The sequence below is a fragment of the Methylocystis heyeri genome (assembly GCF_004802635.2).
Lineage (GTDB): Bacteria > Pseudomonadota > Alphaproteobacteria > Rhizobiales > Beijerinckiaceae > Methylocystis > Methylocystis heyeri.
Map to the genome: position 1 here is coordinate 3,938,384 of NZ_CP046052.1, position 20,531 is coordinate 3,958,914.

The 20,531-nt window shown below is 63.5% G+C and carries 23 protein-coding genes; 20 read left to right on the forward strand and 3 right to left on the reverse strand.

The genetic code is table 11. The annotated features are described in order from the left end of the window. Window positions 1-86: 86 nt before the first annotated feature. The 7 genes from secY (at window position 87) to rplQ (ending at window position 6,536) form a co-directional block, all read left to right on the forward strand. Window positions 87-1,427, forward strand: a complete 1,341-nt coding sequence (gene secY, locus H2LOC_RS17760; protein ID WP_136497376.1) for a preprotein translocase subunit SecY — start codon at window positions 87-89, stop codon at window positions 1,425-1,427. Continuing rightward, complete coding sequence (locus H2LOC_RS17765; protein WP_136497375.1) at window positions 1,424-2,005, forward strand: adenylate kinase; 582 nt, start codon at window positions 1,424-1,426, stop codon at window positions 2,003-2,005. Before secY ends, H2LOC_RS17765 begins: the two co-directional genes overlap by 4 nt. A 355-nt stretch (window positions 2,006-2,360) precedes the next feature. After that, complete coding sequence (locus H2LOC_RS17770) at window positions 2,361-3,632, forward strand: Hsp70 family protein (RefSeq protein ID WP_154331710.1); 1,272 nt, start codon at window positions 2,361-2,363, stop codon at window positions 3,630-3,632. Window positions 3,633-3,889: 257 nt separating this feature from the next. After that, entirely contained in the window at window positions 3,890-4,258 is a 369-nt protein-coding gene (rpsM, locus tag H2LOC_RS17775) for a 30S ribosomal protein S13 (protein ID WP_136497374.1), read from the forward strand. A gap of 111 nt (window positions 4,259-4,369) precedes the next feature. Then, complete coding sequence (gene rpsK / locus H2LOC_RS17780) at window positions 4,370-4,759, forward strand: 30S ribosomal protein S11 (RefSeq protein ID WP_136497373.1); 390 nt, start codon at window positions 4,370-4,372, stop codon at window positions 4,757-4,759. Window positions 4,760-4,902: 143 nt separating this feature from the next. Further along, window positions 4,903-5,922, forward strand: coding sequence for a DNA-directed RNA polymerase subunit alpha (locus H2LOC_RS17785; protein ID WP_136497372.1), 1,020 nt, complete (start codon window positions 4,903-4,905; stop codon window positions 5,920-5,922). Window positions 5,923-6,122: 200 nt separating this feature from the next. Then, entirely contained in the window at window positions 6,123-6,536 is a 414-nt protein-coding gene (gene rplQ, locus H2LOC_RS17790) for a 50S ribosomal protein L17 (protein ID WP_136497371.1), read from the forward strand. A 177-nt stretch (window positions 6,537-6,713) separates the two neighbouring features. Here rplQ and H2LOC_RS17795 read toward each other — a convergent pair whose 3' ends face one another. Together H2LOC_RS17795 and H2LOC_RS17800 are read right to left on the reverse strand one after the other, a co-directional pair. Beyond that, window positions 6,714-7,124, reverse strand: coding sequence for a VOC family protein (locus H2LOC_RS17795; protein ID WP_202620491.1), 411 nt, complete (start codon window positions 7,122-7,124; stop codon window positions 6,714-6,716). Next, window positions 7,121-8,146 (reverse strand): small ribosomal subunit Rsm22 family protein, encoded by a 1,026-nt coding sequence (locus H2LOC_RS17800; RefSeq protein ID WP_136497369.1) that lies wholly within the window; start codon window positions 8,144-8,146, stop codon window positions 7,121-7,123. The genes H2LOC_RS17795 and H2LOC_RS17800 overlap by 4 nt, the downstream gene beginning before the upstream one ends. Window positions 8,147-8,236: 90 nt before the next feature. Between H2LOC_RS17800 and leuC the strand changes: the two genes are divergently transcribed. The 13 genes from leuC to H2LOC_RS17865 all read left to right on the forward strand — a co-directional run bounded on the left by leuC (window position 8,237) and on the right by H2LOC_RS17865 (window position 19,881). Then, window positions 8,237-9,655 (forward strand): 3-isopropylmalate dehydratase large subunit, encoded by a 1,419-nt coding sequence (leuC, locus tag H2LOC_RS17805; RefSeq protein ID WP_136497368.1) that lies wholly within the window; start codon window positions 8,237-8,239, stop codon window positions 9,653-9,655. 72 nt (window positions 9,656-9,727) lie between these two features. Beyond that, window positions 9,728-10,153, forward strand: coding sequence for a metallopeptidase family protein (locus H2LOC_RS17810; protein ID WP_136497367.1), 426 nt, complete (start codon window positions 9,728-9,730; stop codon window positions 10,151-10,153). A 352-nt stretch (window positions 10,154-10,505) separates the two neighbouring features. Continuing rightward, entirely contained in the window at window positions 10,506-11,300 is a 795-nt protein-coding gene (locus tag H2LOC_RS17815) for a DUF5765 domain-containing protein (protein ID WP_202620492.1), read from the forward strand. 65 nt (window positions 11,301-11,365) lie between these two features. After that, the gene (locus H2LOC_RS17820; protein WP_136497366.1) at window positions 11,366-12,139 is read left to right on the forward strand and encodes a COG4705 family protein; all 774 of its coding nucleotides are present in this window, start codon (window positions 11,366-11,368) and stop codon (window positions 12,137-12,139) included. 18 nt (window positions 12,140-12,157) lie between these two features. After that, window positions 12,158-12,943, forward strand: coding sequence for a transporter (locus H2LOC_RS17825; protein WP_136497365.1), 786 nt, complete (start codon window positions 12,158-12,160; stop codon window positions 12,941-12,943). Between the two features lie 113 nt (window positions 12,944-13,056). Beyond that, window positions 13,057-13,914 carry a 2,3,4,5-tetrahydropyridine-2,6-dicarboxylate N-succinyltransferase gene (dapD, locus tag H2LOC_RS17830; RefSeq protein WP_136497364.1) on the forward strand — a complete coding sequence of 286 codons (858 nt, stop codon included), beginning with the start codon at window positions 13,057-13,059 and terminating at the stop codon, window positions 13,912-13,914. Continuing rightward, window positions 13,914-14,405, forward strand: a complete 492-nt coding sequence (locus H2LOC_RS17835) for a hypothetical protein (RefSeq protein ID WP_136497363.1) — start codon at window positions 13,914-13,916, stop codon at window positions 14,403-14,405. The genes dapD and H2LOC_RS17835 overlap by 1 nt, the downstream gene beginning before the upstream one ends. After that, complete coding sequence (dapE, locus tag H2LOC_RS17840) at window positions 14,402-15,565, forward strand: succinyl-diaminopimelate desuccinylase (protein WP_202620493.1); 1,164 nt, start codon at window positions 14,402-14,404, stop codon at window positions 15,563-15,565. Before H2LOC_RS17835 ends, dapE begins: the two co-directional genes overlap by 4 nt. Further along, complete coding sequence (locus H2LOC_RS17845) at window positions 15,562-16,365, forward strand: enoyl-CoA hydratase (RefSeq protein ID WP_136497362.1); 804 nt, start codon at window positions 15,562-15,564, stop codon at window positions 16,363-16,365. The genes dapE and H2LOC_RS17845 overlap by 4 nt, the downstream gene beginning before the upstream one ends. Before the next feature lie 229 nt (window positions 16,366-16,594). After that, the gene (locus H2LOC_RS17850) at window positions 16,595-18,262 is read left to right on the forward strand and encodes an acyl-CoA dehydrogenase family protein (RefSeq protein ID WP_136497361.1); all 1,668 of its coding nucleotides are present in this window, start codon (window positions 16,595-16,597) and stop codon (window positions 18,260-18,262) included. Between the two features lie 263 nt (window positions 18,263-18,525). After that, window positions 18,526-18,762, forward strand: coding sequence for a type II toxin-antitoxin system VapB family antitoxin (locus H2LOC_RS17855; RefSeq protein WP_136497360.1), 237 nt, complete (start codon window positions 18,526-18,528; stop codon window positions 18,760-18,762). Beyond that, window positions 18,762-19,181, forward strand: a complete 420-nt coding sequence (locus tag H2LOC_RS17860; protein WP_136497359.1) for a type II toxin-antitoxin system VapC family toxin — start codon at window positions 18,762-18,764, stop codon at window positions 19,179-19,181. Before H2LOC_RS17855 ends, H2LOC_RS17860 begins: the two co-directional genes overlap by 1 nt. 238 nt (window positions 19,182-19,419) lie before the next feature. Further along, a complete protein-coding gene (locus H2LOC_RS17865) occupies window positions 19,420-19,881 on the forward strand; it encodes a baeRF12 domain-containing protein (protein WP_136497358.1) in 462 nt (153 codons plus the stop codon). A gap of 97 nt (window positions 19,882-19,978) precedes the next feature. Here the strand turns inward: H2LOC_RS17865 and H2LOC_RS17870 are convergent, their stop codons facing one another. Beyond that, the gene (locus H2LOC_RS17870) at window positions 19,979-20,377 is read right to left on the reverse strand and encodes an MAPEG family protein (protein WP_136497357.1); all 399 of its coding nucleotides are present in this window, start codon (window positions 20,375-20,377) and stop codon (window positions 19,979-19,981) included. Between the last annotated feature and the right edge of the window lie 154 nt (window positions 20,378-20,531).

Sequence of the window (20,531 nt, forward strand, 5' to 3'; positions counted from 1 at the left end):
CCGGTAGCGCGACGTCCAAGAAACAAAAAGAGCGCCGCGCAGGTTCTGCGACCGCGACGGGCTAATGCGGAGAGGGGAGTTCGTTCATGGCATCGGCAGCCGAACAGCTTGCGGCCAACGTCAGTCTCTCCAGCTTCGGCAAGGCCGAAGAGCTGAAAAAGCGCATCTGGTTCACCCTCGCTGCGCTCGTCATCTATCGACTCGGCACCTATGTGCCCCTCCCGGGCATTGATCCGGACGCCTTCGCGAAGAGCTTCTTCGGCCAGTCGAAGGGCGTGCTCGAGCTGTTCAATATGTTCGCCGGCGGCGCCGTGCAGCGGCGCGCGATCTTCGCGCTGAACATCATGCCTTATATCTCGGCCTCGATCATCATTCAGCTGCTGACGAGCGTGATCCCCGCGCTGGAAGCCGTAAAGAAAGAGGGCGAACAGGGCCGCAAGGTCCTCAATCAATACACCCGCTACCTCACCGTGGTTCTGGCGACCTTCCAGGCCTATGGCATGGCGATCGGGCTCGAGGGACAGCAGGGCGTCGTCACGGAGCCGGGCCTGTTCTTCAGGCTCACGACAGTGGTGACCCTGGTGGGCGGCACCATGTTCCTGATGTGGCTCGGCGAGCAGATCACCTCGCGCGGCATCGGCAACGGTTCATCGCTGATCATCTTCGCGGGCATCGTCGCGGCCTTTCCTTCGGCTATCGTTTCGACTCTCGAACTCGGCCGTCAGGGCGCCATCTCCACCGGCTTGATCATCGGCGTCATCGCGATGTCCTTCGTCGTCGTCGCCTTCATCGTCTTCATGGAGCGCGCGCAGCGCCGCCTGCTGATCACCTATCCCAAGCGCCAGCACGGGAACCGGGTCTACGAAGGGCAGAGCTCCTTCCTGCCGCTGAAGCTGAACACGTCCGGCGTCATTCCGCCGATCTTCGCTTCCTCGCTGCTGCTGCTGCCGACCACGATCGCGAACTTCTACCAGTCCCAGGGCAGCGACAATATTTTCGGCGCCATCTCCGCCTATTTCGGTCATGGCCGGCCGCTGTATATGCTCGCCTACGTCGGTCTGATCGTGTTCTTCGCCTTCTTCTACACGGCGATCGTGTTCAACCCGACCGAAACCGCCGAGAATCTGAAGAAGCACGGCGGCTTCCTGCTTGGCATCCGGCCGGGCGAGCGCACGGCCAAGGAGATCGACACGATCCTCATGCGGATCACGGTGCTGGGCGCCGCCTATCTGGCGATCATCTGCCTGCTGCCGGAGGCATTGATCTCCTACGCCAATCTCCCATTCTACTTCGGCGGCACCTCGCTGCTCATCGTGGTGAGCGTGACCATGGACACCGTCGCCCAGATCCACGGGCATTTGCAGGCGGGGCAGTATGAAGGCCTCATTCGCAAAGCCAAGCTTCGGGGCGGGAAGCGAGCAAGATGAGACTTATACTGCTTGGCCCTCCGGGCGCCGGCAAGGGCACACAGGCAGCCCGGCTAGTCGCGAAATACGGGATCGTGCAACTTTCTACCGGGGATATGCTGAGAGCTGCGGTTGCAGCCGGTTCGGCGCTCGGAAATCAGGCCAAGGAGATCATGAACCGGGGCGAACTCGTCCCGGATCAGCTGGTCATCGACCTGATCGATCAACGAATCGGCGCTCCCGATGCGGCCGGCGGCTTTATTCTCGACGGTTTCCCCCGTACCGTAGCCCAGGCCGAGGCGTTGGATGCGTTGCTGCAAAAGAGAAATCTCGCGCTCGACGCCGTCGTCGAACTCGTCGTGGATGAAACGGAGCTTCTCAACCGCGTGGAAAATCGCGTGAAGGAGACGCTTGCCGCCGGCGGGCAAGTGCGCGCCGACGACAATCCGGAGAGCCTGAAGATTCGCCTCGACGCCTACCGTAAGCAAACCGCGCCGGTTTCAGCTTTCTACTCCGGCAAAGGCGCGCTGAAGCAGGTCAATGGAATGGATCCGATCGGCTCCGTGGCCGAGGCGATCGACAATTCGATCGGCGGGTGACCCCGCGCTAGCGAGCGGGGGGCGCCTCGGGTTGGAGAGGAATTAGCGCTTCCTCCCCTACTACTTCGTGGCCCAAGGCGCCCGTGCTGGCGTGAGAGTTTGGGCGCGTTCCCGCGACAAACGGCCCCTCGACTGCGGTCCCGGCTCTTAGGGTCCTCGCTTCGATCCGTCGGGCCATTCCTCTCGAAGCTGCGTTCTACACGCCCATATGCGACGCTCGCGAGCGTTCTGCGGGAAAGTTGACAGGCTTTACCGAGGGAATGCGCTCCGCCTCCCCAATCAGACGCGATGTTTCTTCGCCTGAACGATCCGTTCCGGCGTAAGGAATCCCGCGGGCTCAACTACAGCAACGACCATGGCTCACAAGAATTTTTGCGGGCTGGATTTCGGCACCTCGAATTCTACCGTCGCGTGCCGGTTCGGCGACCAGATTGAACTCGTCCCCGTAGAGGGGGAGAGCAGGACGCTTCCGAGCGCCATTTTCTTCGAGTTCTCTGACGGCTCGGCCTGTTTCGGCCGCGCCGCGATACGCCGCTATGTCGAGGGCGCGGAAGGCCGGCTGATGCGCAGCCTGAAGTCCATCCTGGGCGGGAGCCTGATGGAAGAGACCACCCGGATCAAAAGCCGGGTCTATAGCTTCAAGGACATCATCGGACTCGTGCTGGGGCGGCTGAAAGCCGAGGCCGAACGCGCTGCAGGGGCGGAAATCGAGCGGGTCGTCCTCGGGCGGCCGGTTCATTTCGTTGACGATAATCCGGCGGCGGACCGCAGCGCGCGCGACGCTCTGGAGGAGATCGCGAGGGCCCAAGGGTTCCGTGAGATCGACTTTCAATACGAACCCATCGCCGCGGCGCTCGCCTATGAACGAACTGTCAATGAGGAGCAATATGCTCTCATCGCCGACATAGGGGGTGGCACATCGGATTTTTCGGTGGTGCGGGTCTCTCCCGAAGGCCGGCGGCGAGAAGACCGCAGCGCGGATGTGCTGGCGAACAAAGGCGTCCATATCGGCGGCACGGACATCGACCGCCTGCTGAGCCTGCGCAAGGTGATGCCGCTGCTCGGTTCTCGCTCCGAAAGACGGGGGGATTTCGGCCATAAGATATTACCGGTTCCCAATGCCTTTTTCGTGGATCTTTCGACCTGGCACCGGATCAACTTTCTCTACAAGCCCGAGGTCGGGCGGGAGTTGCAAAGCCTTTTGCGCGACTCGCTGTCCCCAGAACTGATCGAAAGGCTGATCGGCGTGATCGAGAACAAGAGGGGGCACTCGATCGCTCTTGCAGTCGAGGCTGCGAAAATCGAGCTTTCCGCGCGGGACCGCGCCGCGGTCGACCTTGCCGAAATAGAGCCGGGCCTTTCCGCGCCGGTCACTCCGGGCGATCTGCGGGACGCGATCGCCGACAGGCTGGGGCAGCTCTCCGCCTGCCTCGGGGCGACGCTGGAGTCCGCGGGTTTGAGCGCCGAACGCATCGACGTCGTCTTTCTCACCGGGGGATCGACGGCTGTTCCAGCGGTGCGCGAGGCGGTTACGGCTCTCACTCCACGAGCCAGGATCGTCGAGGGCGATCTTTTTGGGGCCGTCGGACTAGGTTTGGGCTTGGACGCACAACGAAAATTCGGGTAGACTCCGGCTCATCCGCAGTGTCGGCGTGCGCGCATCCCCGCCGGCATAAAAGTCTCTTTTTTGTCTTGACTCTGCGGTAAACGCTCGTTATCGCCAAAGAACGCTAGTGAAGGGGAGCGCCCGGTCGCCGGGAGCTTCCATTTTTGCGTTCGAGCAACCTGCATGGGCCGGCCTCCACCGGACGCAGGGAATGCGGCGTACAAAACGCCGCGACATTCAGGCGCCGCCGCTCGCGGCGCGGCACATGGAGCGAAAAATTGGCCCGTATAGCAGGCGTCAACATTCCGACCAATAAGCGCGTCGTCATCGCGCTGCAGTATATCCACGGGGTCGGACCCAGGATCGCGCAGGAAATCTGCGAAAAAGTGAACATTCCGGCCGAGCGCCGCGTGGCGCAGCTCACCGACGCCGAGGTGCTTCAGATCCGCGAGGCCATCGATCGCGACTATCTCGTGGAAGGCGATCTCCGCCGCGAAGTGGCGATCAACATCAAGCGCCTCATGGATCTCGGCTGCTACCGCGGTCTGCGCCATCGCCGGCAGCTTCCGGTGCGCGGCCAGCGCACCCACACCAACGCCCGCACGCGCAAGGGCAAGGCCAAGCCGATCGCCGGCAAGAAGAAGTAATCCGGCTGAAGCGCGTTTTTCGCGCATCCGGATAGAGGGGGCCGCAGAGCGCGCCCCCGTTTTCACACCCCCTAGCGCCTGGCATTACGGGCGCGCTCGAAGGACACAAAAATGGCTAAGGAAACCACCCGCGTTCGCCGCCGGGAGAGAAAGAACATCGTCTCCGGCGTGGCGCATGTGAACTCGACCTTCAACAACACCATGATCACCATCACCGACGCCCAGGGCAATACGGTGTCGTGGTCTTCGGCGGGCACGATGGGCTTCAAGGGCTCGAGAAAATCGACCCCCTATGCGGCCCAGATGGCGGCGGAAGATGCGGCGCGCAAGGCCGGCGAGCATGGCGTGCGGTCGCTGGAAGTCGAAGTCTCCGGTCCGGGTTCGGGTCGCGAGTCGGCGTTGCGCGCGCTGCAGGCGGCCGGCTTCACCGTCACGTCGATCCGCGACGTCACCCCGATTCCGCATAATGGTTGCCGTCCGCGCAAGCGTCGCCGCGTCTGATCCATAGGGCGCGCCGGGGCCCGGAGCCGTCTCGTCGGGCGGCGGCCGGGCGCCGCCGCCCAAAGTTTCAAATACCGATTTCCGCGCGCTCCGGCCGGCATCCGCCGGCGCCGCAACCGAGAAGCTCTAGGAAAGGCGCCCAAGTGAGCATCCAGAAAAACTGGCAGGAACTCATCAAGCCGAACAAGCTCGTCGTCATTCCGGGCGACGATCCGCGCCGGTATGCGACGGCTATCGCCGAGCCGCTGGAGCGCGGCTTTGGTCAGACGCTCGGCAACTCTCTTCGCCGCATCCTGCTCTCGTCCCTGCAGGGCGCCGCGATCACGTCGATTCACATCGACGGGGTTCTCCACGAATTCTCTTCGATTCCCGGCGTCCGTGAGGACGTAACCGACATCGTACTCAACATCAAGGACATCGCCGTCAAATATCACGGCGAAGGCCCCAAGCGCCTGACCCTGAAGAAGCAGGGACCGGGAGCTGTCACGGCCGGCGACATCCAGACCACCGGCGACGTGCAGATTCTCAACCCCGAGCTCGTCATCTGCTCGCTCGACGAGGGTGCGGAAATCCGCATCGAATTCACCATCTCCACCGGCAAGGGCTATGTCCCCGCGGAGCGCAATCGCGCCGAGGACGCCCCGATCGGCCTCATTCCCGTGGACAGCCTTTACTCCCCGGTGAAAAAAGTGAGCTATCGCGTCGAAAACACCCGCGAAGGCCAGGTGCTCGACTATGACAAGCTCACCCTGACGATCGAGACCAACCGCTCGATCAGCCCGGAGGACGCCGTGGCTTTCGCCGCCCGCATCCTGCAGGACCAGCTCAATGTGTTCGTCAATTTCGACGAGCCGCGCCGCGAAGAGGCTGCGCCGTCGATCCCGCAGCTCGCCTTCAACCCTGCGCTGCTCAAGAAGGTCGACGAGCTCGAGCTTTCGGTGCGTTCGGCCAACTGCCTCAAGAACGACAACATCGTCTACATCGGCGACCTGATCCAGAAGTCGGAAGCGGAAATGCTCCGCACGCCGAACTTCGGCCGCAAGTCGCTCAACGAAATCAAAGAAGTGCTGGCGCAGATGGGGCTGCATCTCGGCATGGAAGTCGCGGGCTGGCCGCCCGAGAATATCGACGACCTCGCCAAGCGCTTCGAAGAACACTACTGATCGTCTAGGGCGCCAGCGGCGCGGACCCCCACCCGGCGGTCTACGATCGTGGCCTCCCCCAAAAAGGGAGGCTTCGGCAACCCACAAAGCGAACGCGTCTACCGGGTTCGCTTTGTTTCAGTCCTTCGACCCGAGCGGGAAGAGGGCGAAAGAGACGGCCGTACCTTGGCACGGCGGCCGCATAATAATGGAGAGAGCCAATGTATCATCGCAATAAGAAGCGCCGCTTCGGCCGCACTCACGAGCATCGCAAGGCGATGTTCGCCAATATGGCCCAGGCGCTCATCAAGCACGAGCAGATCGTCACCACCCTTCCCAAGGCCAAGGATCTGCGTCCGATCGTGGAGAAGCTGGTCACGCTCGGCAAGCGCGGCGATCTGCATGCGCGCCGTCAGGCCATCGCCCAGATCAAGGATGTCGCTCTGGTCAGGAAGCTGTTCGACGTGCTGGGTCCGCGCTACAAGGAGCGCAATGGCGGCTACACCCGCGTGCTCAAGGCCGGCTTCCGCTACGGCGACAACGCCCCGCTCGCGGTGATCGAATTCGTCGATCGCGACGTCGACGCCAAGGGCAAGGATTCCGGCCCGGTGCAGACCGCGGAAGAAGCGGCGTAAGGCCGATAGCGCCCCCTAGAGCGTATTCATGTTTCATGGAAACGCGAATATGCTCTAAGTTTTTGTTTTAACGCGCTTCCCGCGCCGAGCCGGCGTCCACTTCGGCTGGAAACGCTTTAGATTTGAAGGCGGTCCGAAAAACGGGCCGCCTTCTTTGCTTTGAAGCCTCTTCGCGGGCTATTTGGGTTCCAGCGGCGCGTTCAATATCCATCGGTGGCCAAAGGGATCGCGCAAGGAGGCGTAGCGCGTGCCCCAGAAGGAATTGGTCGGTTGGGTTTCGATCTTGGCGCCGAGTTTCGCCGCCCGGGCGCAGACCTCGTCGATCTGCTCGGGCGCGTCATATTCCAGGCTGACGGAAACGGTGGCGAGATCCGCCGGCACGGGGGTTCGGCATTGCCCGAACTCCGGAAAAGCGTCGGCGAGCATTACCGAGCCGCCGTTGATCGTGAGTTCGCAATGGGCGATGCGCAGGCCGTCAACGGAAGGCATGAGGGCGCGTTGCGTCGCGCCGAAGGCGCCGGCGTAAAAGCCGATGGCGGCCGCTGCAGGCGAGACGGTGAGATAGGGAGCAACCCTGGGGCGGGTCATCGGTCGTTTCCTTCCTTCAGGGCGACAGAATCGCCCCATTCAGCCTTCCGCATAATCTGAAACAATCCCTTATCGCGCTTTGCAAAGGTCTTCCGCTCCAGGCCCCGCGCCGTGCAGAGGCCGAGCTCCACGCCCCATTTGCTGGAGCGCGGCGGCGCCAGGACGCGCGCGCCCTTTTCGCTCTCCGCCTGCGACGGTTTGAACGCCACGAGATAGCAGTATTTCTCGTCCTCGAAGGGGACCTCGCCGCCCTTTGCCAGCATATGGTCGCGCGAGCGCGGAAGCCGCGCCGCGAAATGGCACCAATCCGGCTCCGTCATCGGGCAGGCGGAATCATGCGGGCAAGGCAGGCCGACTTTTGCGCCGAGCTCGATCAGGCGCCGCCGCAAGCCCATCAGGCGGGCGTGATCGCGGGGCGTGCCCGGCTCGACGAGGACCAGAGCGCCGCGCGCGCGCGTCCACAGCGCTTCGGCGACCTCCTCGAGGGCGCGGTCCGGGATTTCCGTCAGGGCATAGCTGGCGACGACCAGATCCGCCTCGCCTTCTCCGGCCGGAATGTCATCGAGATCGGCGGTCAGCAGCGCGGCTTCGGCCAGCGCGGCGTGCCGGCTCGAAGCCTTGAGCCTTGCAGCGAGAGCGAGGAACTCGGGGCTTCTGTCCAAAAGGCGGATCGTCTCCATCGCCGGCCAGGACTCGAGCGCGGCGAGGGCGGCGCTGGCGAGGCCGCAGCCGGCGTCGAGCAGGCTGCGGGGAGAGAAGTCGGGCGCCTCCTCCAAGATCCTGCGCATGACGGCGGCGTTGACCGCGAAGGTCGCGGGCAGCCGGGTCAGGGCGTAGGCGAGGGCGTCGTCATCCTCGCGCAGCAGTTCCCGGGAGGTTTTTCGGGCGCGAAAACCCGCCGAGATGCGCGCCGCGCGCTCGGCCAGCTCCTTGCGGGCGCGCCCTTCGAGGAGCTGCGCGATCGCAGCCGAAAGCTCCGCGGGGAGAGCCGCCCGGGCGGTCGAGGCTCCATGCTGATTCATGGCCGATATATACTTCCACGAGGCGCGGGATGCGCGTAAAAGAGCCTCAATTGTTGTCGAAGCCGCCGCAACGCGGCGAGAGGATGGGAAATGTCAGCGAATTCTGCCGCGCCGCGCACTCTTTACGATAAAATCTGGGACGACCACGTCGTCGACAGCCAGGCGGACGGTTCCTGTCTCCTCTATATCGACCGCCATCTCATTCACGAGGTCACCAGCCCGCAAGCCTTTGAAGGCCTGCGGGTGAGCGGCCGGAAGGTCCATGCGCCGACCAAGACCCTGGCCGTCGTCGATCATAATGTGCCGACCACCGACCGCTCGAAGCCGATCGAAGACCCCGAGAGCCGCGCCCAGGTCGGGCAGCTCGCCGTCAACGCCGCCGAATTCGGCGTGGAATATTACAATGAACACGACCACCGTCAGGGCGTGGTGCATATCGTCGGGCCGGAACAGGGCTTCACTTTGCCGGGCACGACCATCGTCTGCGGCGACAGCCACACCTCGACCCATGGCGCCTTCGGCGCGCTCGCCCATGGCATCGGCACTTCCGAGGTCGAGCATGTGCTGGCGACCCAGACCCTGATCCAGAAGAAAGCCGCCAATATGCTGGTGCGCGTCGACGGCAAGCTCGCCCCCGGCGCGACCGCAAAGGACATCGTGCTCGCCATCATCGGGGAAATCGGCACGGCCGGCGGCACCGGCCATGTGATCGAATATGCCGGCGAGGCCATCCGCGACCTTTCCATGGAAGGCCGCATGACCGTCTGCAACATGTCGATCGAGGGCGGCGCCCGCGCCGGCATGGTCGCCCCGGACGAGAAAACCTACGCCTATCTGAAGGATCGTCCCAAGGCCCCGAAGGGCGAGGCCTTCGAAGCCGCCCGGCGTTATTGGGACACGCTGCACACCGACGAGGGCGCGCATTTCGACCGCGTGATCACTCTCGACGCCTCCAACCTGCCCCCGATCCTGACCTGGGGCACCAGCCCTGAGGACGTCGCCCCCATCACCGGCCTCGTGCCGACGCCCGAGGACGCGAAAAACCCGGCCAAGCGCGCCGCCATTGCGCGCGCTCTCGAATATATGGGCCTGAAGGGCGGCGAAAGGCTGACCGACATCGCCATCGACCGCGTGTTCATCGGCTCCTGCACCAACGGCCGCATCGAGGACCTTCGCGCCGCCGCCGACGTGGTGAAAGGCAAGAAGGTCAACGCCCGCGTCAACGCCCTGGTGGTTCCGGGCTCCGGATTGGTGAAGGAGCAGGCCGAGGCCGAGGGGCTGGACAAGATCTTCCTTGCGGCGGGTTTCGAATGGCGCGAGCCGGGCTGCTCCATGTGCCTCGCCATGAACCCCGACCGGCTTGCGCCGGGAGAGCGCTGCGCCTCGACCTCCAACCGCAACTTCGAGGGCCGGCAGGGCTTCAAGGGCCGCACCCATCTCGTGTCGCCGGCCATGGCGGCGGCGGCGGCAATCGCCGGCCGTTTCGTGGACGTTCGCGACTGGAGATGATCTGAATCGCGCTCCTGGCGCATCGCGCCGGGGGCGCAAGGCCGCAACAGAGCAGAGAGGGCAGATTCGCCGATGGCTGAAATTTCCAACGACGCCGCCCTCGCGGCGCTGAAAGCGCCGACGCTCGAGGATATCGAGGCCTTGGCGCGCGCCGCCTACGCAAGTCTGCCGTCGCGCTTCACCCGGCTTTGCGAAGGGCTCCTCATTCGCGTCGAGGACTTCCCCGACGACGACACGCTCGACGACATGGAGTGCGAGACCGAATACGACCTGCTCGGCCTGTTCAAGGGTCGCGGCCTCGCCCAGGGCGGACATCTCTCCGAAACGGGCGACCAGCCCAACATGGTCTGGCTCTATCGCCGGCCGATCCTCGATTTCTGGGCCGACGGCGAGGAAACCCTCGCCGAGATCGTCACCCATGTGCTCGTGCATGAGGTCGGCCACCATTTCGGCCTCTCCGACGAGGACATGGAGGCCATAGAGGCCCAGGCCGGCTAAAGTATTCTCAAGTCAGGCGGAAACGCCTGACGACCCGGAAAATGCGAAGATCGGGAAACTGAAGCGCCGGTTTTGATTCCGTCAAAATCGAAGGCGCTCCGGCGCGCAGCCTGCCTAGCATTAAAATACGAGACTAGAGCGTTTCCAGCCGAAGTGGATGCCGGTTCGGCGTGGGAAGCGCGTTAAAACAAAAGCTTAGAGCGCGTTCATGTTTCCATGAGCCATGAACGCGCCCTGGAACGACCGGCCGCGCGCTTGCAGCGTAAACGCAGCCTGGACTAAAACGCCGTCAACTTTTCTTTAATCTGCGTTGCGGGTGACCGGAACGCACAATGCGACGGCTGGGAAAATCATGTGTTGGAGCGGTGAGGCCTCTACGGCGCTGGCGACGGTGGGCGTCAGCGGCGCGCTTTATGCAGCCTATAAGAAAGAGCCGGCGGCGCTGTGGGGCACGCTGCTCTATTTCGCGTCCATGGAGGCGCTACAGGCCTATACCTATACGGTCATCAACCAGTGCTCGCTGCCCGCGAACCAGATAGCGACCATTCTCGGCTATCTGCATATCGCTTTTCAGCCCTTTTTCATCAACGCCATCTCGATGCATTTCGTGCCCGAGAAGGTCGCGGTGCGGCTCTACAAGCCGGTTTATGGCCTGTGCTTCGTCTCGGCGATCATCATGCTGCTGCAGCTCTATCCCTTCGAATGGGCGGGGCTCTGCGAGCCGGGCCGGGCGCTCTGCGCGACCCGGCTCTGCTCCGTCAGCGGCAATTGGCACATCGCCTGGGACGTGCCCGCCAACGGCATCGGCAACTGGACCTATGAGCACGGGCTGACCGGCTATTTCAGCTACAGCTTCGTCGCCTTCATCCTGCCGCTGCTCTACGGGTCCTGGCGCTTCACGCTTTATCATTTCATCATGGGGCCGTTCATGGCGCGCATGCTGACCAATAATCTCAATGAAGCCCCGGCGGTGTGGTGCCTGCTTTCGATCGGCTTCCTGCTGATCGTGATCGACACGCCGGTGCGTAAATATCTCTATGTGAAGTGGAATTTCCTCTGGAAGCTGCTCTTCGGCTATGACGGCGCAGCATTGCCCGCCCCGGCGGAGGCCGAGAGCCGAGGCAAGCCGGCGCTGGAACAGGTCTGATATGTGAGAGCCGCCGAGTCTTTGACGCCGGCGGCTCTTCTCCATTCGATGCACGGGAAGCGCACATGAACCAGACTAAGGCCGCTCTCTGCAAAGCGCCGGAAGTGACGCTGGGATTCTGGCTGATCAAGATCCTCGCGACGACGCTCGGCGAAACCGGCGGCGACGCCGCGACGATGTCGCTGGACCTCGGCTATGCCGTCGGCACTCTGGTTTTCTTCAGCGCCTTTGCGGTCCTGGTCGCCGCGCAAATCAAGAGCGTGGCCTTCAATCCGTCTCTCTACTGGGCGACGATCGTGGCGACGACGACGGTCGGAACCACGATGGCGGATTACGCCGACCGCTCGCTCGGGATCGGCTATTTCGGCGGCTCCTCGATCCTCTTCCTGATGCTGATGGCCTCGCTCGCCGCTTGGCGATGGTCGGAGGGAGCCGTCGCCGTAAATAGCTTCTCTTCGCCCAGGGCCGAGGCCTTTTACTGGATGACCATCCTGCTGTCCCAGACGCTCGGCACCGCGCTCGGCGATTGGGTGGCGGATGCCAACGAAATGGGTTTCTTAAACGGCGCGCTTCTGTTCGGCGCCGGCCTCGCCGGTGTCGCGGCGGCTTACGCCTTCACCAAAATCTCCCATGTTCCGCTGTTTTGGGCGGCCTTCATTCTCACGCGCCCGCTCGGCGCGACCTTGGGCGATTTCCTGGACAAGCCGGCGGCTCAAGGCGGATTGGAATTCAGCCGCTACCAAGCCACCGCGATTTTGGCGATTGCGATGGTGGTCCTGATCGTCGTTCTCCCGCAAAGGGCTGGGCGTCACCCGGCGTCCGGCGCCCAGAAGATATAGCAAGCGGGAGTTGGCTTCTTGAGGAACGCGAAGGCCGGATATGGGCTTTGGCCGAGGGCGTTCGTCACAGCCATTGCGGCGGCGGTCTTGCTGTCGTCCCCGGCTTCGGCCGGCCCGCCCTATCTGACCGACGATCCGGAGCCGGTCGATTACCAGCACTGGGAAGCCTATGCCTTCACCCAAGGAACGCGCATCAGCGGAGAGACCGGCGCCATAGCGCCGGCTTGCGACTGCAATTTTGGGATTTTTCCCAATGTGCAGCTTCACGTCCAGCCGGCGGCGGCCTTCCACCGCGCAACCGGCGAGCCGGCGCGGTGGGGTTTGGGCGACACGGAATTCGGCCTGAAATACCGCTTCATGGAGCAGAACAAGGAGAGCTGGGCGCCCTCCCTCGCATTATACCCCCTGGTGGAGGCCCCGACCGGAAGCCCTTCGCTTGGTCTCGGCGGCGGCTGGACGCGCGTCTTCCTGCCGCTGTGGGCGCAGAAGGACTGGGGCGACTGGTCGACTTTCGGAGGCGGCGGCTATTGGATAAACCCCGGTCCCGGCAATCGGAATTACGCCTTTATGGGCTGGGTCGTTCAGCGCAAGGTGAGCGAGAAACTGGCGCTCGGAACCGAGTTTTTCCATCAGACGTCGAGCCAGGTCGGCGGGTCGCAATCGACCGGGTTCAATATCGGCGCGATCTATGATTTCAGCGAAGAGTTTCATCTCCTCGTCTCGCTCGGAAAAGGGCTCCAGCACGCCAAGGAGACCAACGCTTTTTCTTGGTATCTCGGCCTTCAGGTCACCGGCGGTAGGTAACCGCAAGCGTGGTCCTGGACAGTGCATCGCCCCGCCGCGATCGCCGAAGTCATTGACACCGCCGTCGCCGCGCCTACAACCGGGCCAGGATTCCACCGGAGTTTGATCCAGCCATGCCGCATACGGGTCTCGAGAGCCTCATCACCGCCGCCTTCGAGGACAGGGCGAACATCACGCCCGAGACCAAGGGCGACATCCGCCACGCCGTGGAAAGCGCCCTGCGCCTGCTCGACTCCGGCAAGCTGCGCGTCGCCGAAAAGATCGAGGGCCAGGACGGCCCCGACTCCTGGAAGGTCAATCAGTGGCTCAAGAAGGCGGTGCTGCTGTCCTTCCGCCTCAACGACATGTCGGTGATCGAAGGCGGTCCCGGCGGCGCCACATGGTGGGACAAGGTTCCGTCCAAATTCGCGGGCTGGGGCGCCAAGGAGCACGCCGCCGCGGGATTCCGCTCGGTGCCGGGCGCGATCGTGCGCCATTCCGCCTTCGTCGCGCCGGGCGCGATCCTCATGCCTTCCTTCGTCAATCTCGGCGCCTATGTCGACGCCGGCACGATGGTCGACACCTGGGTGACGGTCGGCTCCTGCGCCCAGATCGGCAAGAACGTCCATCTTTCCGGCGGCGTCGGCATCGGCGGCGTGCTCGAGCCCCTTCAGGCCAATCCCACCATCATCGAGGACGACTGCTTCATCGGCGCGCGCTCCGAGGTTGTCGAGGGCGTCGTGATCGGCAAGGGCTCGGTGCTCTCCATGGGCGTTTTCATCGGCGCCTCCACCAAGGTGATCGACCGCGCCACCGGCAAGGTCCATCTCGGCTACGTGCCGCCCTATTCGGTGGTGGTGTCGGGCAGCCTGCCCGGCAAGCCGCTGCCCGACGGCTCCGCCGGCCCGTCGCTCTATTGCGCGGTGATCGTCAAGACGGTCGACGCACAGACCCGCAGCAAGACCGGCATCAACGAACTCTTGAGGGACTGATGGCGGACTGGCCCTCCAGCGAGCGCATCCGCTTTCTGTTCCGCAGCGACCAGGGGCGGGTCGACCGCGACACATGGCGGCGCGGCGCGCTTTCCCTGCTCGCCGTTTTCGCGCCCTTCCTGGGGCTCTGGCTGCTGCTGGAGCCCTACACCAATCATGATCTCTCCAAGACGCCGCTGTTCGACCCCGTGGTCGCGCTGGCCTATTCCTATCTGATCTTCTTCGCCATTGTCGGCACGCTGATCGCGGTCAGCTTGGTCAATCTCTCGGCCAAGCGTTTCCGGGATCTCGGCCGGCCCGCGCCGCTGGGCCTCGCGAGCCTGGCGCCCTTCGCCGTCTTCCTCGACGGCGCGGCGCGCTGGCTGCAGGTTCGGGTGGCCGAGATCATGCCGCATTGGCAGGTCTACCCCTTCGACGCCGCGGCGGCCGTCATCGTCCTGTGGACGATCTACGAACTCGGCTTTTCCGAAAAGAGAAGCGCCGCCCAATGATTGCGCTCTCGCCCGCCGTCGCGCTGACGCGCGAGCTTTTGCGCTGTCCTTCGGTGACGCCCGCCGACGCCGGCGCCCTCGGCGTTCTGGAGCGGACCCTCGCCGCGGCCGGCTTTGTCTGCCGGCGAAAAACCTTCAGCGCGCCGGGCACGCCGGACATCGACAATCTTTTCGCAAAGATCGGAACGGGAAAGCCGCATCTCGTCTTCGCCGGCCATACCGACGTCGTGCCGCCCGGCGATATTGCGAGGTGGCGTTTCGATCCCTTCAGCGGCGAGATCGCCGACGGCAAAATCTATGGCCGCGGCGCCTCGGACATGAAAGGCGGCATAGCGGCTTTCGTCGCCGCGGCGCTGGATTATGTCGCCCGCCATGGCGCCCCGAAGGGCGCCATTTCTCTTCTGATCACCGGCGACGAGGAAGGCCCCTCCATCAACGGCACCGCCAAGCTGCTCGACTGGGCCAAAGGGCAGGGCGAGATATTCGATCATTGCATCGTCGGCGAGCCGACCAATGTGAACGCGCTGGGCGACATGATGAAGATCGGCCGGCGCGGTTCGCTCAACGGCGTTGTCGTGGCGCAGGGGAGGCAGGGCCATGTCGCCTATCCCGAGCGCGCCCATAATCCGGTCCCCGCCATAGCCCGCATCGCCGCAGCCCTCGCGAGCTGTCGGCTCGACGACGGAACCGCGCATTTTTCGCCTTCCAACCTCGAAGTCACCTCGATCGACGTCGGCAATCCGGCGGTCAATGTGATTCCGGCCCGCGCGCGGGCGAGCTTCAACATTCGCTTCAACGACCTCTGGACGCCCGAAACCCTGCAGGCGCGCATTCGCGAACTCGCCCTGGCTGCGGCCGGCGCCACCGCGATAGAGCTGGAATTCGCGCCCTGCAATGCGCGCGCCTTTCTCACCGAGCCCGGCGCCTTCACAGAACTGGTGGCGAAGGCGGTGGAAAAGATCGCCGGGCGCAGGCCGGAGCTTTCCACCAGCGGCGGCACATCCGACGCGCGCTTCATCGTGCGCGATTGCGAGGTGCTGGAGTTCGGGCTTTTGAACGAGACCATTCACGCCGTGGACGAGAATGCGAGCCTCGCCGACATCGACGCGCTGACGGCGATCTACGGCCTCGTGCTGCAAAACTATTTCGAGGCCCCATGACATCGATCGTCTCATCGACGCCCAGGATCCGCGTCGAAATCGCCCATGGCGTCGCGCGGGTCCTGATCGACAATCCGACGCGCAAAAACGCCTTTGATTTCTCGATGTGGCGGGCGCTGCCGGAAATCATGGGCGAGATCGAAGCTCTGGAAGAGGCGCGGGTCGTCGTGCTTGCGGGCGCGCCCTTGCTTCCTTTCTGTTCGGGCGCCGATATTTCGGAATTCTCCACCGTGCGGGCGACGGCCGAAGGCGGGCGGGCCTATGAGAAATCCAATGTCGAGGCCTTCGACGCGCTGGCGCAGCTGTCGAAGCCGGTGATCGCCGCGATCTCGGGCTTTTGCATGGGCGGCGGCATGGGGCTCGCCGCCGCCTGCGATCTTCGCATCGCCAGCGAGGACTCGGTTTTCGCCATTCCCGCCGGCAGGCTCGGGGTCGGCTATCCCCCCGCCGCCATGCATTATGTGGTCGCGGCGGTGGGGCCGCAGACGGCGATGGACCTCTTCTTCACCGCGCGCCGCATCAGCGCCAGGGAAGCCGCGCAATGCGGCTTTCTAGGGCGGCTGCTGCCGGCTCAGGGTTTCGATCTCGAGGTCGACGCGATCGCCCGGCAAATCGCGCTCAACGCCCCGCTGACTCTGCGGGCGGCCAAGGCGGCAATCCGGGCGGCGTCAAACGCGCCTCATGCGCCGAGCCCCGATCAATGCGAGGCCCTCGCGGCGGCCTGTTTCGACAGCGCCGATTATGCCGAGGGGCGCATGGCCTTTCTCGAGAAGCGCGAGCCCAAATTCTCGGGCCGCTGAGCGCTTTCCGACCAGACGGAATCGTCTGGTCGATAAGAAATCGCTCCAGATTCAAAAAGATGGAGCAAAATCTTATCGAAAAAGTCTATCAACTTTTTCGGATTTTGCTCTGAGGCGCACGCCGGTCTGCGTCGCCGCGCGATATTGCGCGTTGCGAAGAATATCGGCATGTAGGGGCCAAATTAATTCAACCCGTCCCGCGAAGGACGCCTTGTCGAGAGCAATCAAAATGACCACAGCGACGCACCCCGACCTTTCCAGCTGGCTCAAGGACGCGCATAGCGCGCTCGCCAGCGTCGATGCGCTTTACAACGAGGCGCTGGCCAGCGTGCGCGCGCGCGTCACCAAGGACGGCAAGCTTTCCAATGAGCTGATCGAAATCGACCAGCACGCCGCGCACGGCCTTTCCTGGTTTGCGACCTATCTCCAGGGCCTGCGCGAGATGATCCATTACGCCGAGCGCCTCTCGGCGGAGGGCGCCTATGGCGAAACCGAGGATCTTCTCACCCGGCTCGGCTTCGCCGAATTTCTGGCGCAGGTCTTCGGCGGCATTCCGATGAGCCAGGGCGAGATCATCCGCCTTGCCGATTTCGGCCTCGCCCCGGCCGCCGTCGCCGCGCGCCGCATCCCCGAGGTCGACGCCCTGATCGCTTCCGGCGCCACCACGGCCAACCGCGCCCGGCTCGCGGAGCTCATCGATCATCACGGAGCCGCCGAGACCATCGGCGCCTCGGGCCTCGACGAGACGCTCGAAGCCATCCGCTCCGAAATGCGCAGATTCGCCTCCGACAATGTGACGCCTTTCGCGCAGGAGTGGCACGCCAAAAACGAATATATTCCGCTGGAGGTCATCGGCGGCCTCGCCGAACTCGGCGTGTTCGGCCTCACCATTCCGGAAGAATTCGGCGGCTCCGGCATGGGCAAGATCGCGATGTGCGTCGTCTCCGAGGAGCTTTCCCGCGCCTATATCGGCGTCGGCTCGCTCGGCACGCGTTCGGAAATCGCGGGCGAGCTGATTCTCGTCGGCGGCACAAAGGAGCAAAAGCAGAAATATCTGCCGAGGATCGCGAGCGGCGAAATCCTCCCCACCGCCGTCTTCACCGAGCCCAACAACGGCTCCGACCTCGCCGGGCTGCGCACGCGCGCGACCCGCGACGGCGACGTCTACAAGGTCGTGGGCAACAAGACCTGGATCACCCATCCGGTCCGCGCGGACGTCATGACGCTGCTGGTGCGCACCAACCCCAATGAGAAAGGCTATAAGGGCCTCTCCATGCTGCTCGCCGAAAAGCCGCGCGGCACCGACGAGAACCCCTTTCCGGCCAAGGGCATGACCGGCGGCGAGATCGAGGTGCTGGGCTATCGCGGCATGAAGGAGTTCGAGATCGGCTTCGACAATTTCGAGGTGCCGGCGGCCAATCTCCTCGGCGGCGCCGAGGGCAACGGCTTCAAGCAGCTGATGGAGACCTTCGAGTCCGCCCGCATCCAGACTGCGGCGCGCGCTCTCGGCGTCGCCCAATGCGCCCTCGATCTCGGCCTGCGCTACGCCAAGGAGCGCATCCAGTTCGGCAAGCCGCTGTTCTCATTCCCGCGCGTGTTCGACAAGATCGTCAGCATGGCGGTGGAGATCCACATCGCCCGCCAGATCACCTATTTTGCCGCGCGCGCCAAGGATGAGGGCAAGCGCTGCGACCTCGAGGCCGGCATGGCCAAGCTGCTCGGCGCCCGCGTCGCCTGGGCGGCGGCGGACAACGCCCTGCAGATCCACGGCGGCAACGGCTTCGCGCTGGAATATCCGGTCTCGCGCGTGCTCTGCGACGCCCGCATCCTCAACATCTTCGAGGGCGCCGCGGAAATCCAGGCCCAGGTGATCGCGCGCCGCCTGCTCGAAGGCTAGAGTCTTTCCGGTTCAAATCGAACCGGAAAGACTCTAGATCCGCTTGTTTTATCGTGTTTTCTTCACGCGAACCGGTATCCACTTCGCTCGAAAACACTCTAATGGCTGAAAACAGCCGATCGAGATTAAAAAAACCCGGGGGCTGAAAGGCTTCCGGGTTTTTTGTCGATCGGGGCTTCGAAGGGGCGCTGGAGACAGTCGCAAGCTTGCCGTGTAATGGCGGGGTTGTATATATGTAATTACGCCATTGTAAGGACGCTCAAATGCTCAGCATCCGAGATCCGCGCGCGGCTGAACTCGCCAAACGGCTGGCCGGCCAGCGCAAAACCACAATGACCGAGGCCATCATCACGGCGTTGGAGAACGAGTTAAAACGTGAACGCGAGACTGTTCCATTGCCCGACCGGCTCGCGCGGTTAGCAGAAAAGGCGCGGAGACTCGCCGGCCCAGACGCTCGTGACGTTCCCAAAGATGAAATCGACGAAATTTGGGGACAGTAATGTTCGTCGATACTTCCGCAATCGTCGCGATCCTTTGCCGCGAGTACGACGCAACCGAACTCGCGCAACGGCTCGCGGCCGCAGAGCGCCGATACACCTCGCCGGTCGTTCGGCTTGAAGCCTGCATGGTGCTCGCTTCGAGGCTGGATGTTTCGCCGGCGCAGGCCAACGCCTTGTTCGATGATTTCGTCGGCGAGGCCGATTTGTCGATCATTTCCATCAACGACGAGATCGGGGCGCTCGCCGTCGCCTGCTTCGAGGCTTTTGGCAAAGGAAGACATCCTGCGAGACTCAATCTCGGGGACTGTCTGTCCTATGCCTGCGCCAAGGCCTATCGTTCGCCGCTTCTCTTTAAAGGCGACGATTTTTCACAAACCGATATGGCGTCCACAAATCCGAACAGGCGGCTCAACGTATAAGGCCGATAGGCCTGTTGGAACGAACGCCGCAGGTCGAGCAGGCGCCAGAGCGTATTCATGTTTCATGGAAACACGAATACGCTCTGAGCTTTTGTTTTAACGCGTTTCCCACGCCGAACCGGCGTCCACTTCGGCTGAGCTGACCTCGATCTTCGCCGGCGCGGCGAGCAGCCGCAGTTGTCATCTGCGACTGAAACCCCCAAGTTTCCATGACGGACACCTAAATCCGGGAGGGAACATGAACAATTTCGCGGTGCGCAACGGCGCGTGGGTTCTGATCGGCGACGGCCGTCACGCCCTCTTCCTCTACAATCACGGCGACCCCGATCTGCTCGATCTGCGCGTGATCGAGGCGCGGGTGGAAGAGAATCACGCAGACCACGATCTCGGTTCGGATGCGCCTGGGCGCTACGCCGCCCGGGGAGGGCCGCGCAGCGCCGTCGAGAACACGGACTGGCACGAGCTCGAGAAAGAGCATTTCGCCAAGGAGATTGCGGACCGCATCAACAAGGCCGCCGCCGGCGGCGAGATGAAGGAGATCGTGATCGTGGCGCCGCCGCGCGTGCTCGGCGAAATCCGCAAGGAACTCACGCCCAAGGCCCAGGCGGCGGTGAAGGGCGAACTCGATCGCGACCTCGCCCGCCATCCTCTGCCCGATATCGAAAAGGCTCTCGCCCGGAAATTCGCCCGTAACGAATGACGAAGTGTTTCCGGGCGAAGGGAATATCGGTTCGCGTGAAGCAAACACGAGAACACGATGAATCCTGGCTTTCCGGTTCAATTTGAACCGGAAAGCCTCACCCCATGAAGGCGCGCCGCGCCGACAGGACGAAACAGGTCGCCGCCAATATCGCGAGAACCGCAAAGGTCGTGAGCATGGCGGCGACGCGGTGCCTGATGTCTTCTCTCTGCCGGGAGACGCTGAAGGCGTGGAGCGCCCTGCCGGCCAGCAGCGCCACGCCGGTTCCGTGCAGCAGCCAGGCGCTGGCGGAGAGGCTTTCGGCGAGGCCCATCAGAACCAAAGCCAAGGGAACATATTCGGCGAAATTGGCGTGCGCGCGGATGCGGCGCAGCAGCGCCCGGTCGCCGCCATCGCCGAGAGCGACCCGCGCGCTTTTTCTGACGGCGACGACGCGGACGGCGAGCACAAGGAACAGAGGCGTAAGAAGGCTGGCGTAGAAGGCTGTAATAGGCAAAGCGTGGCTCCTGATCTTGAAACCGTTGCGAGAAATTTCCACGCCGATGCTCGAGAGGTTTCGGCGTGTCGATACGTAAAATCCAGGATAGCCTGTTAGTAGTCAAGAGTATTAAAGCGTCATTGCGAGCGCTAATCGATTCTGAGCTACGAAA